Source organism: Bradyrhizobium sp. USDA 3315, from assembly GCF_054056795.1.
Genome location: NZ_JBSRYP010000001.1, coordinates 7,458,056 through 7,472,406, shown reverse-complemented (window position 1 = coordinate 7,472,406; position 14,351 = coordinate 7,458,056). Strand labels below are relative to the sequence as shown.

The 14,351-nt window shown below is 65.9% G+C and carries 14 protein-coding genes; 5 read left to right on the top strand and 9 right to left on the bottom strand.

Annotated elements, in window-relative coordinates; all coding sequences use genetic code 11:
* The first annotated feature begins 42 nt into the window (after positions 1-42).
* Positions 43-516, top strand: a complete 474-nt coding sequence (locus tag ACVIYL_RS35185; protein WP_253608996.1) for a VOC family protein — start codon at positions 43-45, stop codon at positions 514-516.
* 188 nt (positions 517-704) lie between these two features.
* Complete coding sequence (locus tag ACVIYL_RS35180; protein WP_253608995.1) at positions 705-1,967, top strand: serine hydrolase domain-containing protein; 1,263 nt, start codon at positions 705-707, stop codon at positions 1,965-1,967.
* A 125-nt stretch (positions 1,968-2,092) separates the two neighbouring features.
* Here the strand turns inward: ACVIYL_RS35180 and ACVIYL_RS35175 are convergent, their stop codons facing one another.
* The 6 genes from ACVIYL_RS35175 to ACVIYL_RS35150 form a co-directional block, all read right to left on the bottom strand.
* Positions 2,093-2,590, bottom strand: coding sequence for a peptide deformylase (locus tag ACVIYL_RS35175; protein ID WP_253608994.1), 498 nt, complete (start codon positions 2,588-2,590; stop codon positions 2,093-2,095).
* A 70-nt stretch (positions 2,591-2,660) separates the two neighbouring features.
* Positions 2,661-3,533, bottom strand: coding sequence for a bifunctional helix-turn-helix transcriptional regulator/GNAT family N-acetyltransferase (locus ACVIYL_RS35170; protein WP_141342111.1), 873 nt, complete (start codon positions 3,531-3,533; stop codon positions 2,661-2,663).
* A gap of 165 nt (positions 3,534-3,698) precedes the next feature.
* On the bottom strand, positions 3,699-4,166 hold the full coding sequence (locus ACVIYL_RS35165; RefSeq protein WP_253608993.1) for a carboxymuconolactone decarboxylase family protein: 468 nt from the start codon (positions 4,164-4,166) through the stop codon (positions 3,699-3,701).
* Positions 4,167-4,257: 91 nt separating this feature from the next.
* Positions 4,258-6,354, bottom strand: coding sequence for a YncE family protein (locus ACVIYL_RS35160; RefSeq protein WP_253608992.1), 2,097 nt, complete (start codon positions 6,352-6,354; stop codon positions 4,258-4,260).
* Between the two features lie 165 nt (positions 6,355-6,519).
* Positions 6,520-7,380, bottom strand: a complete 861-nt coding sequence (locus ACVIYL_RS35155; protein ID WP_456780701.1) for a DMT family transporter — start codon at positions 7,378-7,380, stop codon at positions 6,520-6,522.
* Complete coding sequence (locus ACVIYL_RS35150) at positions 7,377-7,886, bottom strand: MarR family winged helix-turn-helix transcriptional regulator (protein WP_253608990.1); 510 nt, start codon at positions 7,884-7,886, stop codon at positions 7,377-7,379. The genes ACVIYL_RS35155 and ACVIYL_RS35150 overlap by 4 nt, the downstream gene beginning before the upstream one ends.
* 217 nt (positions 7,887-8,103) lie before the next feature.
* Here ACVIYL_RS35150 and ACVIYL_RS35145 point away from each other — a divergent pair, with 217 nt between their 5' ends.
* Positions 8,104-8,901 carry a DUF899 domain-containing protein gene (locus ACVIYL_RS35145; RefSeq protein ID WP_456780700.1) on the top strand — a complete coding sequence of 266 codons (798 nt, stop codon included), beginning with the start codon at positions 8,104-8,106 and terminating at the stop codon, positions 8,899-8,901.
* 146 nt (positions 8,902-9,047) lie between these two features.
* Here ACVIYL_RS35145 and ACVIYL_RS35140 read toward each other — a convergent pair.
* Together ACVIYL_RS35140 and ACVIYL_RS35135 are read right to left on the bottom strand one after the other, a co-directional pair.
* Positions 9,048-9,811, bottom strand: a protein-coding gene (locus ACVIYL_RS35140; protein WP_092083899.1) for an IS5 family transposase whose coding sequence is annotated in 2 segments (ribosomal slippage) — positions 9,048-9,473 and positions 9,476-9,811 — 762 coding nt in all. Because the reading frame shifts where the segments join, the coding sequence is not laid out codon by codon here.
* Positions 9,812-9,879: 68 nt separating this feature from the next.
* On the bottom strand, positions 9,880-10,779 hold the full coding sequence (locus ACVIYL_RS35135; protein WP_456780699.1) for a LysR family transcriptional regulator: 900 nt from the start codon (positions 10,777-10,779) through the stop codon (positions 9,880-9,882).
* 103 nt (positions 10,780-10,882) lie between these two features.
* Here ACVIYL_RS35135 and ACVIYL_RS35130 point away from each other — a divergent pair, with 103 nt between their 5' ends.
* Together ACVIYL_RS35130 and ACVIYL_RS35125 are read left to right on the top strand one after the other, a co-directional pair.
* On the top strand, positions 10,883-11,665 hold the full coding sequence (locus tag ACVIYL_RS35130; RefSeq protein ID WP_253608987.1) for a GNAT family N-acetyltransferase: 783 nt from the start codon (positions 10,883-10,885) through the stop codon (positions 11,663-11,665).
* Positions 11,662-12,852 carry an MFS transporter gene (locus ACVIYL_RS35125; protein ID WP_253608986.1) on the top strand — a complete coding sequence of 397 codons (1,191 nt, stop codon included), beginning with the start codon at positions 11,662-11,664 and terminating at the stop codon, positions 12,850-12,852. Before ACVIYL_RS35130 ends, ACVIYL_RS35125 begins: the two co-directional genes overlap by 4 nt.
* A 20-nt stretch (positions 12,853-12,872) precedes the next feature.
* On the opposite strand, the gene ACVIYL_RS35120 is transcribed toward ACVIYL_RS35125, so the two are convergent.
* A complete protein-coding gene (locus tag ACVIYL_RS35120; RefSeq protein ID WP_456780698.1) occupies positions 12,873-14,312 on the bottom strand; it encodes an MFS transporter in 1,440 nt (479 codons plus the stop codon).
* Between the last annotated feature and the right edge of the window lie 39 nt (positions 14,313-14,351).

The window sequence follows — 14,351 nt, the reverse complement described above, 5'->3', positions numbered from 1 at the left end:
GTCTTCGCCAATCGTCCTTTGCGCGCAAACAAGGAGACTGCCATGACCGATCTCGTTACATGCCTCTGGTTCGATCAGGGCCGGGCGCGCGAAGCGGCGGAGTTTTATGCTGCGACGTTTCCCGACAGTCATGTCGGCGCAGGCCATCAATCGCCGATACCGGGCATCGGGCAGGGCGAGGAGCTGACGGTCGAGTTCACCGTGCTCGGCCGCCGCTTCGTGGGGCTGAACGGCGGCTCGAACTACGTGCCGAACGAGGCGGTCAGTTTCATGGTGCTCACCGACAGCCAGGAGGAGACCGACCGCTACTGGAATGCGGTCACTTCCAACGGCGGCAAGGAGTTGCCATGCGGCTGGTGCCGGGATCGCTGGGGCTTTGCCTGGCAGATCACGCCGCGGCGGCTGCTTGAGCTCGTCAACAGCGCCGACCGCGCCGCCGGCAAGCGCGCGATGGAGGCGATGATGACGATGAAGAACATCGACATCGCCGCGATCGAGCGCGCGGCGGCGGGGTAATCCGCGTGGTGGAATGATTTGGCCCGGGCTCGATAGTCAGGTGTCCGATCGAGCCGGTATGTGCGGCGCGCGGCCATTTGCGTTGCGGCGTGCGCTCGCCGCGACGATCACCCCGGCGCAAACGCGGGATGTGCCTGGTGCTGTCGCGTGATACGAAATTCGCATTCGCAGCTCTGGAGCCAGTCCTGATGTCCGTCGCAGCCGCCGCCAATCAACAGCAAAATCTCACCGCCGCCGAATCCGATCCGCAGACGCTTGGCTGGATGCAGGGCTTTCCGCCGCCGCAGGACAGGACCATCACCTTCCAGAACGGCTCGTTCCGCAGCTTCCCCGAATTGCGCTGGGCTTGGAGCAACATCCGCCAGCTGGTGCCGACCGTGAATGTCTGGCGCGGGGCAGGGCCGGCGTCGGTGCTGCCGCGCGAAGACCATGATATCGGCGCGTCGGCATCGGTGACGATGGACGGCCGCCCGATGACCTTCGCGCGCATGCTCGAGGAGACCTATGCCGACGGCATCGCCGTGCTGCACCGGGGCAAGCTGATCTACGAGCGCTATTTCGGCGCCCTGAGGTCGCACAAGCCGCACATCGCGATGTCGGTGACCAAATCGTTCACCGGCACGCTCGCCGGCATCCTGATTGCGGAGGGCAAGATCGATCCGCAGGCGCCGATCACCGATTACGTGCCGGAGCTGAAGGCAAGCGCGTTCGGCGATGCCCGCGTGCACGAGGCGATGGATATGACCACCGGCCTCAAATACACCGAGGTCTATACCGACAAGAATTCCGACGTGTGGGGGCTGCGGCGCGCCAACGGCATGGCGCCGATCGAGCCGGGCTATGAGGGCGCGACCAATATCTTCGATTTCCTCTGCGCGCAGCAGAAGCTGGGTGAGCACGGCAAGGCGTTCGCCTACAAGACCGTCAACACCGACGTGCTGGCCTGGATCTGCCGCCGTGCCAGCGGCATGACCTTATCGGACCTGCTCTCCGAGCGGATCTGGGCCCCGATGGGCGCCGAGGAGGATGCGCATTATCACGTCGATCGCATCGGCACCGAAAGCGGTGGCGGCGGATTGTCGACGACGCTGCGCGATCTTGCCCGGTTCGGCGAGACGATCCGCAACCACGGCCGCTTCAACGGCCGCCAGATCGTACCGTCTCAGGTGGTCGAGGACATCGCGCGCGGCGGCGATCCCGGGAAATTCAAGCCTGCCGGCTACACCACGCTGCCAGGGGCATCCTACCGCAATCAATGGTGGGTGACGCACAATGCGCACGGCGCCTTCATGGCGCGCGGCGTTTATGGCCAGGGCCTCTATATCGATCCGAAGGCCGAGATGGTGATCGCGCGCTACGCTTCGCACCCGGCCGCCGGCAACGCGGCCAACGACCCTGTGACGCTGCCGGCCTACATGGCGCTGGCCAAGGATCTGATGGCGGGAGGGTAGGACGAAGGCAGGTTGGTTCGCTCGCGCAAGACGCGTAGCCCGGATGAGCGCAGCGATATCCGGGGCCTTTCCGTCTGCTGATCGCGGCTTGTCCCGCATGTCGCTTCGCTCATGCGGGGCTACGATCACGTCCGCGAGATTTTGTCGAAGCGCTTGATCAGGCGCTCCCGCTTGATGCGGGACAGCCGCCTGATCCAGAACACGCCGTCGAGCTGATCGATCTCGTGCTGATGGCACACGGCGCGCAGGCCGTCGGATTCCTCGGTCTGCATGTTGCCGTCGAGATCCTGATAGCGGATGCGGACGCGGGCGTGACGCTCGACCTCGTCGTTGACCCCGGGCATCGAGACGCTGCCTTCCTTGTGCAGGATTATCTCGGGCGAGGTCCGGATGATCTCCGGATTGACATAGGTCCGCGCGCCCTCGCTGGCATCGAGCTCGAGCACCACGACGCGCAGGGATACGCCGATATGCGGCGCGGTGATGCCGATGCCGGGCGCCGCGCGCATGGTCTCGAGCAGGTCCTGCGCCAGTTCGCGCAGCGCCTCGTCGAACATGGTCACCGGCTCGGCCGGCAGTGCAAGGCGCGGATCGGGATAGCGCACGATGGGGCGAATGGTCATGCCCGTGTCTTAGGCCAGTGCATCGCGCCGGACAACATGCTGATCCCGGGCACCGCGTGCGGCGCGCCGTTCAGAGATGCTTTTCGAAGAACAGATCGGGGTAGGGGTCGTCGTTGAAGCGCGGGATCTCGGTCCAGCCCGTCCTGCGATAGAGCTGGCCGGCTTCCGGCAGCGCGCTGTTGGTGTCGAGCCGCAACACCGCGATGCCGAGCTCGCGTGCGGCCTGCTCGGCTGCGTCCATCAGGCGGCGGCCAAGGCCGAGGCTGCGCGCGCCAGGTGCGACCCAGAGCCGCTTGATCTCGGCGAACTCGCCGCCGCTGCCCTTCAGCCCGACACAGCCGATCGGCAGGCCGTCCGACATCGCCACGATGAAGCTGCCGCGTGGGCGCACCATGTCCTTGGCCTCAGGGTCGCGCGACAGCTTGACGTCAAAGCCTTTCTCGAATCGCCGCGCCAGTTCGGCGTAATATTCGCCGAGGCAGTAGCGCGCCTCGTCGCTGCGCGGATCCATCTCATCGAGGGCGGTGCCGTCGCGGCCGAGCGCCGATGCGATCAGGTCCATCGCCGCCAGCAGCGCCTCGCGTTGGCTGTGGTGGGTGAGAAAGTCCTTGGCCTGCCGGTTGGAGATCGCCTCATAGGCGTTGAACTCGCGCCTACCCGCCGCCGTCAGCCGTGCGATGCGGCGGCGCGCATCGTCGCCATGCGCCGTGGTCTCGATCAGGCCTTCGTCCTCGAGGCTGCGCAGCAGGCGGCTCATCAGGCCGGAATCGAGCCCGAGATAATCCCTGATCTCGCCGACATCGGCGCGGCCGTGTCCGATCGCGTTCAGCACGCGCGCCGCGCCGAGCGGCCGGCCGCGCCCGAGGAACGAGGTGTCGAGCGCGCCGACGGCGGAGGTCACGGCACGGTTGAAGCGACGGACGCGGGACACGGGGTCGAGCATATATCTGACTTTAGTCAGATATCGTCGCCGCGTCAATCGGCCGGCGATCCAGACCGAACGGAGCCCTGCCGCCTAGTGCAGAGGCCATGCGATAGGCGACGCGCATCAGCCTGGGACGCAGCGGCGCGAAGTCAGCCGCTGCGTCGTCTCGTGCCGTTTCCGCGGTCACGCCGCGGCCGTCCTGGCCTTGATCACGTGCGGATCGACGAAGCCGCCAAAGCCGACCGCGATCCGGTTCCAGCCGTTGATGATGTTGATCAGCAAGGTCACCTTGACCTGCTCCTCCGGCGTGAAATGCGCCTTCAGCGTCTCGTAGGCTGCGACGTGGGTATGCTGCTCGCAGATCCGCGTCAGGGCCTCGGTCCAGCCGAGCGCGGCGCGCTCGCGATCGGTGTAGCAGGGCGCTTCGCGCCAGGCCGACAGCAGGTAGATGCGCTGCTCGGTCTCACCCTCATCGCGGGCAAATGTCGTGTGCAAATTGATGCAATTGGCGCAGCCGTTGATCTCCGAGGCGCGGATCTTCACGAGCTCGGCGAGCTTCGGCTCGAGGCTGGAGGAGATCGCAACCGACGCGTCGAACCAGATCTTCATGATCTTGGGGGCGGCGGCGAGCGGATCAAGTCTGACAGTCATGGTCGGTTTCCCTGGGTTGGTTGACGACATCATGACGAACGAGGAACGGCGAATGTGACATGCCGGCGCGATATTCTCATCTGCCGCGGCGCTATTGGGGCGCGAGATCGCTCGCCGCTTGCCGAAGTTCTTGCAGCAGCTCTGTTTCCCATTGCGAAGGATCCGTCAGGAACCGCGCGAGATTGTCGAAACAATAATACCCGAACTCCGACTTCGATCGCGCGGCGGAGGTCGCGGCTGCGCGCGCCAGCAATCGCGCCGCATATTGCTTCGCCGTCATCAGGCTCGCCGCATGCTCGGCCATCTTCGCCATTCGCCAGAGCGCCGAGTGATCGATGGCATTGCCGAGATCACCGAAATAGAACCCTTCCGCGAGCTCCAGGCGAGCACTCGCGTCGCCTGCGTTCTCCAGCATCAACGGAGCGATCTTCTCGAAAAAGAAGTTCTCGTGGTCGGTATCGACCAGCCCGTAGTAGCGCAGCAGGACATCGTTGCTCGTTTTGTCCAGGCGCGCGAGGCACCATGCGGCGTAGCCGAACAGCGCGGTCGGAATCTCGTCTCCGTAAGGATCGTACCAGGCGTTGGCATGCGGTCCGATGTGCGTGCATACCGCGTCGATCAGCCTTCGGATCGCAGGCGCGGCGCCGGGGCAGTGCTTCGCGACATGCGTGAAGAACTTCTTCTCGTTGAGCCGCTTGCCATCGCAACGGAACACCGCCTGCAGGTGGTTGTCGTAGGGACGCTCGTTGATATCGGGACCGATCTGCGCCGTGAGCGCATCGATGGCCGCGATACAATCGGGCTCGCTCATCGAGGCGAGATCGACGGCGTAGGTGCTGAACCGCTTGGCGAGCGTCTCGGCCTTCTTGGCGAGCGCGGCATCCTTGTCCTCGTCTTGCGGCTCGGGAGGCGCGGGCCTGAAATGATCCTCGGTTACGGGCACCGCCCGGACGCGGTGTACCGGATCGCCTGGCGCGCCGGAGACCGTCACCATCCCCTCCGTGAACCGCATATCGAGGCGACGGTCCGGCAGGGGCGTCGCCTCCGACCAACCGCGAGCGTTGACCAGCCAGGGGCGGCTGTCCATCCCGAACCGTTCCAGCATGATCTTGGGCGAGACCGTACCGTCCACGCCGACACAGGCGACGAAGTCTTGCCGCTTCAACCAGAAGGCCTGGCCATCGCCTTGCCAGCCGATCACGTCGCGCTCGGAGAGTTCGAAGTCGCGCAGATTGCTGCTGACATTGGCGTAGTGGCCGTTCGGATCCGGCCACAGACCGGGATGCGATGTCGCGCTGATCCGGTTGGTCGTGAGCGAGCCCTCCTGATCCAGCAACTGCGACACCGTGCGGTAGATCCCGCCGCGCTGCGGCGGCAATCCTTGCTTGCGCCGGTCGTAGTCGATGTGGCCGTTGTCGGGCAGCCCTTCCGCCTGCATCCACATCGGCGCGACGGAATGCAACCGCCGCAGCGGAAACGCCTGCCAGATCTCGACGGCAAAGCTGAAATACTCCCGCTGCGCTGTGGTGTCTCTGCCCAGCATTCGCGAGACGAGTGAGGCCTCCTCGGTGAGCATTGGAAGGCGGGAGTTGTCGGCGCGCAACCAATAGCGGCCGCATGGGCTCGAGCGGATCAGGAACGACCTCGCCCGCGATCCCTCGCAGCTCGACACCTCGTGATGGCCCGTCTGAGGATCGATGCGCAGCAGCAGCGCGATAATTCCATTGTCGTGCCGGAACGCCGAAACCAGAATCCGGCCAGCCTGGTCCAGAACCGGCGGGCACAGCGAGTTGCCGCTCGGCATGTCCAGAACCGAGCGGACGATCGCCCTGCGCTCGAGGTCGATGACATGCAGGTCAGTCGCGTTCGCGGCGTGATAAAGCAGGAGATAGACGAACCGGCCATCCTTGCTCTGGAGAAATCCGTAACTCAGATAATCGTCGCGCGCGTCCTTTCCGTCGTGGCCGCGGGCCCAGGGCGTTTGCAGCCGATCGACGAGTTGGCGATGCGCGAGATCATAGAAGATGAATCCAGCGTCGGTGTTGAAGAACCAGGCGATGCCATCCGGCAGCAGCCCGGCATTCCGCGCGGGCCGCTGGCCGAGGGCAGGACGCATGATCCAGTCATCCTGGCCGTCGACCTGGATTGCGAAGTACTCGGTGTTGCCGATTCTGCGGATGGAATTCACGATCGGGTAACCCTGCGAAGCCGCCTCGTCGTCCCGGGTTGCTTCTTTATATGCGAGCCGGACAACGTCCGATTAATGCGATCGGGAAATAAGAGGTTGACTGGCCGGCGATCGCCGGCGCGGGACAACTTGCCGCATGCCTCTGGCTGTGCGCCGACGAGCCGGTCAAGCGCGCGCCAGCACCAGCACGTTGCCGGCAAGGATCGCGGCGGCGCCGGCGAGCACCGGCCAGCCCAGCGCAAGGTGCTCGAACAGCGCGGACAGCACGAGCGCGACGAGCGGCACCAGCACGAGCGTATAGGCCGCGCGGCCGGGACCGAGCCGGCGCACCAGCTCGAAATAGAGCATGAAGGTGATGCAGGACGCGGCGATCGCGAGATAGAGGAAGCTCGCCACGTAGGAGGGCGAAATGTCGGCTACAAACGGCGTGCCCGTCGCGACGGCCCACAGCGCGCTCGCCGCCGCGCCGACGAACGCGCCCCAGCCGAGCACGGAGGCGACAGGCAGTCCGGCGCGCTGGTTGCGCGCACCGACCGTTGTCCCGGCGCCGGTTGCGATGGCCGCGGTGAGCGCCCAGGCGAATCCCGCAAGCGGTGCGACTCCCTGCGCGGCGGCACCGGGCAGGAAGATGATCGCCAGTCCGAGGATGCCGCACAGCGCGCCCCACACGAATCCGGAAGAGATCGGCACGCCGAGTGCGGCACGCGCGATCACGGCCGCGAACAGCGACGATGTCGACAGCACGAGTGCCGCAAGCCCGCTCGGCATGCGTGCGGTCGCCTCATAGAAGGCGATGAAGGCAATGGCGAAGAACAGCAGGCCCTGCAACGCGACCGCCGGCCGGTCCTTGCGCGGGATCGCAAGCGGCACGCCGCGCATCCGGCTGTAGCCGAGCAGGATGACGCCCGCGAGCACCATGCGCAGCGCGACCGACCACGGCGCGGGCGTCACGCCGGCCTGCATTGCCGTTGCCAGCGCGCCGCCGCCCCAGAGCAGCGCGGTCACTGCGAACAGCAGGGCCGTCATGGCGCGCCGGCGTCATCGCGCAGTGCGCGCCAGCCGTCGGCGTCGATCCGCGCGCTTTCTCCCTCAAGCCGGGTGAGGGCGGAGTCGAGTATTGTTCGCTCGCTCTCCGAGAGCCGCGCCAGCAGCCGCGCCTCGATCGCGCTGCCGAGTGCGGCGATCCGGTTGAACGCGGCCCGGCCGCTGCGGGTGATGCTGACGGCGGCGAAGCGTCGGTCGGACTTGCCGGAGCGTCGCACCGCGAAGCCGAGCTCTGTGAGCTGGCCGATGCCGCGGCTGACCGCGAACGGATCGAGCGCGCAGGCGCGGCCGATCTCGGAGGCGTTGGCCGCGTCGCGCTCGGCGATGACGGCGAGGATGCGCCAGCCCGCCTGGCTCAATCCGAACGTCTCGCCGTAGAAGCGCTCGAGCGGGCGGGCGACCTGCGCCGCGACCAGGAACAGGCGGTAGGGCAGCCATGCGCTTAGCTTGAGGCCATCATCGAACGCGGGGGCAGCGGTTTGCTTCATGCCGGCGAGGCTCGCATAGTTAATTGCAAAGTGCAAGCATATCACAAACATGGTGATGCGGTCTGACCACCTGCGCGAAAAATCCCGACACACTTGTCACTCCCGCTCGCCAGCACTGCCGAGCCAGATTGCGGCATGGCCAATGACGAACGGCCGCCGGCGCTGGAACCGCGCTCGGGGAGCGGAGTTCGTCCAAATCGGAGATGGAGAGACCATCATGAATAAATCATCTGAAAACGATCGCGGCGGACTGGCAGCGATGCAGACGCCGCCGGTGGTGTCACGGGAGGCGTGGGAGGCGGCGCGCCTGGAGATGCTGGTGAAGGAAAAGGCCCAGGTGCGGGCACGCGACGCGCTTGCGGCGGAGCGGCGGCGGATGCCCTGGATGGCGGTCGAGAAGCCGTATGTCTTCGAAGGACCGAACGGAAAGGCGAGCCTGCTCGACCTGTTCGAGGGCCGCCGGCAGCTGATCATCTACCGCGCCTTCTTCGAGCCCGGCGTGTTCGGCTGGCCGGACCATGGCTGCCGCGGCTGTTCGCTCGGCGCCGATCAGGTCAGTCACCTCTCCCATCTGAACCAGCGCGACACCACGCTGGCTTACGCCTCGCGCGCGCCGCAGGCCGACATCGCGCGGCTGAAGGCGCGGATGGAGTGGGACATGCCGTGGTACACGATCACCGACAGTTTTGACACCGACTTCGGCGTTGCCGAGTGGCACGGCCACAACGTCTTCATCCGCGACGGCGAGCGGATCTTCCGCACCTATTTCGTCAACAGCCGCGGCGACGAGGCGATGGGTACGGTGTGGAGCTATCTCGACATCACGCCGCTCGGCCGCCAGGAACTCTGGGAGGACTCGCCGAAGGGTTATCCGCAGAGCCCGACCTACAAATGGTGGAACTGGCACGACAATTACGACGCCGAGGCCACGCCGAACGCAAAATGGGCGGCGGTGACCGATGCCGGCGAGGCCGCGTTCCGCAAGATCGCGGAGCAGGAGCGCAAAGCGACGTAAGGGGTAGAACGGGGAGAACGCGCGGCGTGCTTCCGAGGGCTTCGGTTTTGATTGGATCAGAACCGAAGCTCCCGCTCCTTGTCATGCCTGCTTTCTTGACGCGGACCGGCGTCCGCCTCGCTCGACGCTCTAGGCGGTGTGGACAGTTATCGCAGCCATAGGACGATGGCTGCGAGAGTGATGACGGCAAGGTAATTTCGGGCGGTCTTTTCGAAGCGGGTTGCGACGCGGCGGAATTGCTTGAGCTTTGAGAAGCAGCATTCGACGAGATGGCGCTGGGCATAGAGATGCTTGTCGAGCGGATACTTGAGCGCGCGTGACGGGTTGTTGGGGATGACGGCGAGCGCGCCCTTGGCTGCAATGTCCTGGCGCAGGTGATCGGCGTCATAAGCCGTATCGGCCATGAAAACCTCGGCAGGCAATCCCTCGATCAATGTGGCGGCTTGCGGTGCATCGCCCTTCTGGCCTGCGGTGATCGTGAACCGTACCGGACATCCCAAGCCGCGAACGGCCATATGTATCTTGGTGCTCAGGCCGCCGCGCGAACGGCCAAGCGCCTGATCTTCAGACCCCCTTTTTTGGCCCCGGCAGCATGCTGATGGGCTCGAACAATGGTGGAATCGACAATCAGATATTCGAAGTCCGGATCGTCGGACATTGCCTCGAAGATCCGCCACCAGACGCCTTTGGCACTCCATCGGCTGAAGCGCCGGAACGCGCTGTTCCAATCCCCGAACGCTTCCGGAAGATCACGCCAGGGAGAGCCCGTGCGAACGATCCACAGCACACCTTCCACGAACATCCGATTGTCGCGCCCGGTCGAGCCCTTCTGGTCAGGCCGGCCTATGATCAGCGGCGCCATCCGCTCCCAAGCCGCATCGCTCAACACCAGACGATCCATCACACCCAAGACTGCCTCCCAAAAGCAGCCTTGAATCTGATTTGCTCCTAAAAGGGAATCCTTAGAGTCCACACCGCCTAGCGGCCATTGTCCTTGGCCGAGAGTGCCTTCAGCGCCGACAAGGTCTGCCGCAGCCCGCGATCGAGGCGCTTGTCGCGGCGGATCACCACCGCGAGCCGGCGGTAGAGCTTTGGTGACAGCGACCGGACGACCAGGTCGCGCTGCTTGGTCCTGGCGGGGACGGCCATGCCGGGCAGCACCGCACAGCCCAGCCCGGCGCGCACCATCTCCTTGATCGCCTCGACGCTGCCGAGCGACATCAACGGCTTCAACGACACGCCGCCGCGGGCCAGCCACTCGTCCGCGGTGCGCCTGGTGTTGCCGCCCGGCTCGAACAGCAGCACCGGCCTGGTCGCCAGCACCTCCGGCGTGATCCGCGCCGGCAGTTGCATGTCGCGGGGCGCGATCAGCACGAACTCGTCGTTCATGACCGGCGTGATCTCGAAGCTGCGTCCCGACACCGGCAGCGTGACGAGCGCGATGTCGATGGTGTTTTCCTCGACCGCCCTTGCGATCTCCGCGGTGTTGCCGGTCGTGACCGTGATCTCCAGCGAGGGCAGCGCGGCCCGTAACTCTTTTAAGATCGGCGGCAGCAGGAAGATGCACGCGGTCGCACCAGTGCCGAGCCGCACGCGGCCTGCCGTTCCCGTCGTCTGCTGTGCAACGGCGTCGACCGCCGATGCCACCGCCGCATTGATCTGACGCGCATGGGAGAGCAGCGCGACGCCGGCGGCGGTCGGTCTGGCCTTGCGTCCGACCCGCTCGATCAAGGTCGCATTCAGGCTGCGCTCGAGCTGGCGCACCTGCAGGCTCACCGCGGGCTGCGTGAGTTGCAACCGCTCGGCCGCCGCCGAGAAGCTGCCGCAGTCGATCACGACAGCGAAGCTTTCGAGATAATCGAGGTTGAGGTTCTTCATCAAAGTATCTCTTATACCGCGCATAAGCTGTCAAAGCTTCACTTATATAACGGCGGGGCGCATAGTCCGGCAAGCGACGGCTTCGGCAGACCGGGAGCAGGCATTGTCCGGCCTCAAGTCCATTGGCGGTGTCATCGTCGAGCTAGGGCGCTATCTTGCGGTCTCGCCGCATTCGCGCATCCGCCGCCGGCAGGCGCTGCGCGAGCTCGATGATCGCCTGCTTGCGGATGTCGGACTGTCGCGCAGCGATGTCGAGATGAGCCCGTGGTGCCCGCAACGTGCACCGACGCGCCGTCGAAGCACGGGCATGATGCCGCTAGACGAGGCAAGGATGAGAGACAACGAAGACACCGTGATCCGCGACGCCACAGAGGTCGACATGGCGGAGGTGCAGCGCATCTACGCGCACCACGTGCTCAACGGGCTGGCAACCTTTGAGGAAGTGCCGCCGACACTCGACGAGATGCTCGGGCGCCGTGCCGCCGTGCTGGCCGCTGGGCTGCCATATATCGTGGCCGATATCGACGGACGGGTGGCCGGCTACTCCTACGCGACAGCGTACCGGCCGCGGCCGGCCTATCGCAACACCATTGAAGACTCGGTCTACGTGTCGGAAGCCCTGCGTGGCCGCCGCGTCGGCGCGGCGCTGCTGCGGGCGCTGATCGAACGGTCGGAGGCGGGACCGTGGCGGCAAATGATCGCCGTGATCGGTAACAGCGGCAACGCCGGATCGATCGCGCTGCACCGTCGCATGGGCTTCGAGATGGTCGGAACGTTGAGGTCGGTGGGCTTCAAGCTCGGGCAATGGGTCGACACCGTGCTGATGCAGCGGCCGCTGGGGCCGGGCGCTTCCACGCTTCCGTCAGACAGGGAAACGGCCCGGTGATCGCACGCCGGGTCGTGATTGCCCTCGGGCTGGCTCAACTGATCTCGTGGGGCGCGACCTACTATCTGGTCGGCGGGTTCGGCGAGCAGATCGCCGCGGATCTCGGCTGGAGCCGCGACATCGTCTACGGCGGATTTGCCGCGGCGCTCTTGGTGATGGGCGTGACGTCGCCCCTTGCGGGCAGGTGGGTGGACAGAAGCGGCGGCCGGCAGGTCATGGTCGCGGGCGCCGCGATCAATGCGCTCGGCTGCGCCGGCCTCGCGGTCTCGCACCAGATCGGCAGCTATTTCGCATCCTGGATCGTTCTTGGCCTCGGCATGCGGCTGACGCTGTACGATGCCGCCTTCGCGGCGCTGGCCCGGATCGGCGGGCCGGAGGCGCGCCGTGCGATGTCCGGGATCACCTTGCTTGGTGGCTTGGCCGCCACCGTGTTCTGGCCGCTCGGCCATGCGCTCTCGGACCATTTCGGCTGGCGCATCGCGGTGCTGGTCTATGCCGGCATTGCGCTATTGACGATCCCGCTGCATCTGCTGATTCCGAACCAGCGATTTGCCGGCGTGCCGGGCTCTGCGGTGGCATCAAGGCAACCGCGCGCGGTGGGGCGGCGGCAGCTTGCAGCGGCGAGCGGGCTCTATGCCGTGACCATGACCGGCGCGAACTTTTTGAACGCCGGCATGTCCGCGCACATGATTGCGGTGCTCACCGGCCTCGGGCTTACCGTCACCGTTGCGGTCTGGATCGCAACGCTGCGGGGGATCGGGCAATCCGCCGCGCGCCTCTGCGAAGTCCTGTTCGGCGTCCGGATCGATCCGCTTGCGCTCAACCTGATGGCCTGCCTGATCATGCCGCTCTCCTTCATCGCCGGCCTGTTCAGCGGATCGGCGCGGGAGATGGGGATTGCGTTTGCGCTGCTCTACGGCGCCTGCAACGGCATTCTGACCATCACCAGGGGAACGCTGCCGCTCATCCTGTTCGATCATCGCAGCTATGGCACGCTGGTCGGCCGGCTCATTGTCCCGAGCTTCATCCTGCCGGCGGCGGCGCCGCTGATCTATGCAATCGTGATCGACCGGTTCGGCGATGCGAGCGCGCTCTATCTCTCCACCGGTCTCGCCCTGGTGACGCTGCTTGCCGCCATCCTGCTCAAGCTGCTGTTTCCGCCGCCGCTCGCGGCCGCGAAGCAATAGCCGCGTCGGCGGTGTCGATCTCAACCCGCCGCCGGCTGGCGCGGCAGCCACAGCGACAGCCAGCCGCCGAGCGCCAGCAGCGCGACATTGCAGCCGAGCGCGATCGTGAAGGCGTGCGCGTAGTCGTCGGCCTGCGGATGCGGCCCGAGCAGGCTGTAGAAGACGCCGCCGATAATCGCGACGCCGAGTGCGGCGCCGATCTGGAAGGTCGAGATCATCATCCCCGATGCCAGCCCGGCATGGCGTGGATCGATGCTGCCGATCACAGCCTTGATCACCGAGGGCATCACGGTGCCGAAGCCGAGCCCGCCGCAGATCAGGCCGAATTCGAGGCTTTGCGGAAGCGCGCCACCGACCGACAGCATCACGACACCGAAGCCTGTGACCTGGAGCGCAAAGCCCAGCGTCAGCGTGCGGGCACCGAGCCATTGCATCACCAGCGATGATACCAGCGAGCTGACGAAGAAGCCGGCGGCAAAGGGCAGGGTGGCAAGGCCGGCCTCCAACGGAGATTGGTGCAGGCCACTTTGCAGGTAGACCGCGAAGGTCAAATAGAACGACGACAGCATGTAGAAGGCGAGCGCCATCACCAGCCCGATCACGAAATCGCTGTTGCGCAGCAGATGCGGCGCGACCAGCGGATCGCCGCCACGGGCTTCGAGGCGCGCCTCGAAGCGGACGAAAGCGTCGAGCATCAGCGGAGAGGCCAACAGCATCGCGACGATCCAGATAGGCCAGCCGGATTCCCGGCCCTCGATCAGCGGATAGATCAGAAGGCCGAGCGTGAGCGACAGCAGGATGACGCCGCCGACGTCGAGCCGCTGCGCGTGCGCGGCGCGCGAGTCGGTCAAGAACAGCAGGCCGCAGACGAAGGCGGCGAGGCCGATCGGCACGTTGATCAGGAAGATCGCCTGCCAGGCCAGTCCGAACGGATGCGCCGAGACGAGCACGCCGCCCAGCAGCTTGCCGCAGATATTAGCAAGGCCGAAGGTCGCGCCATAGAAGCCGAGCGCGCGGCCCTGTTCGGCCGCCGGAAACAGCACGCGGATCGAGGCGAGCACCTGCGGCGCCATCACGGTCGCGGTCAGGCCCTGCAGGATTCGTCCGGCGACCAGCATGGCCGGTGACCACGCGATGCCGCACAGCACGGATGCGATCGTGAAGCCGGCGACGCCGGTCAGGAACATCCGCCGCCGCCCCAGGAGATCGCCGAGCCTGCCGCCGGTGATCAGGAAGACCGCATAGGTCGCGGCATAGGCCGAGATCACGAACTGCACCTCGCTCGGGCTGGCGCCGAGATTGTCGCGAATGACCGGCAGTGCGAGGTTGACGACGTTGAAGTCGAGGATCGGCAGGAAGGCGCCGGTGAGCAGCACCGGCAGCGCCAGCCATCGCCGCGGATCGATCGCCGAGGGCCGCGTGTCGTGCAATTGCAACGTCTCGGTAGTCTCGCTTGTCACCTGCCAGCTCCTCTGCGTTGCCAGCGCGGCACACGAGGT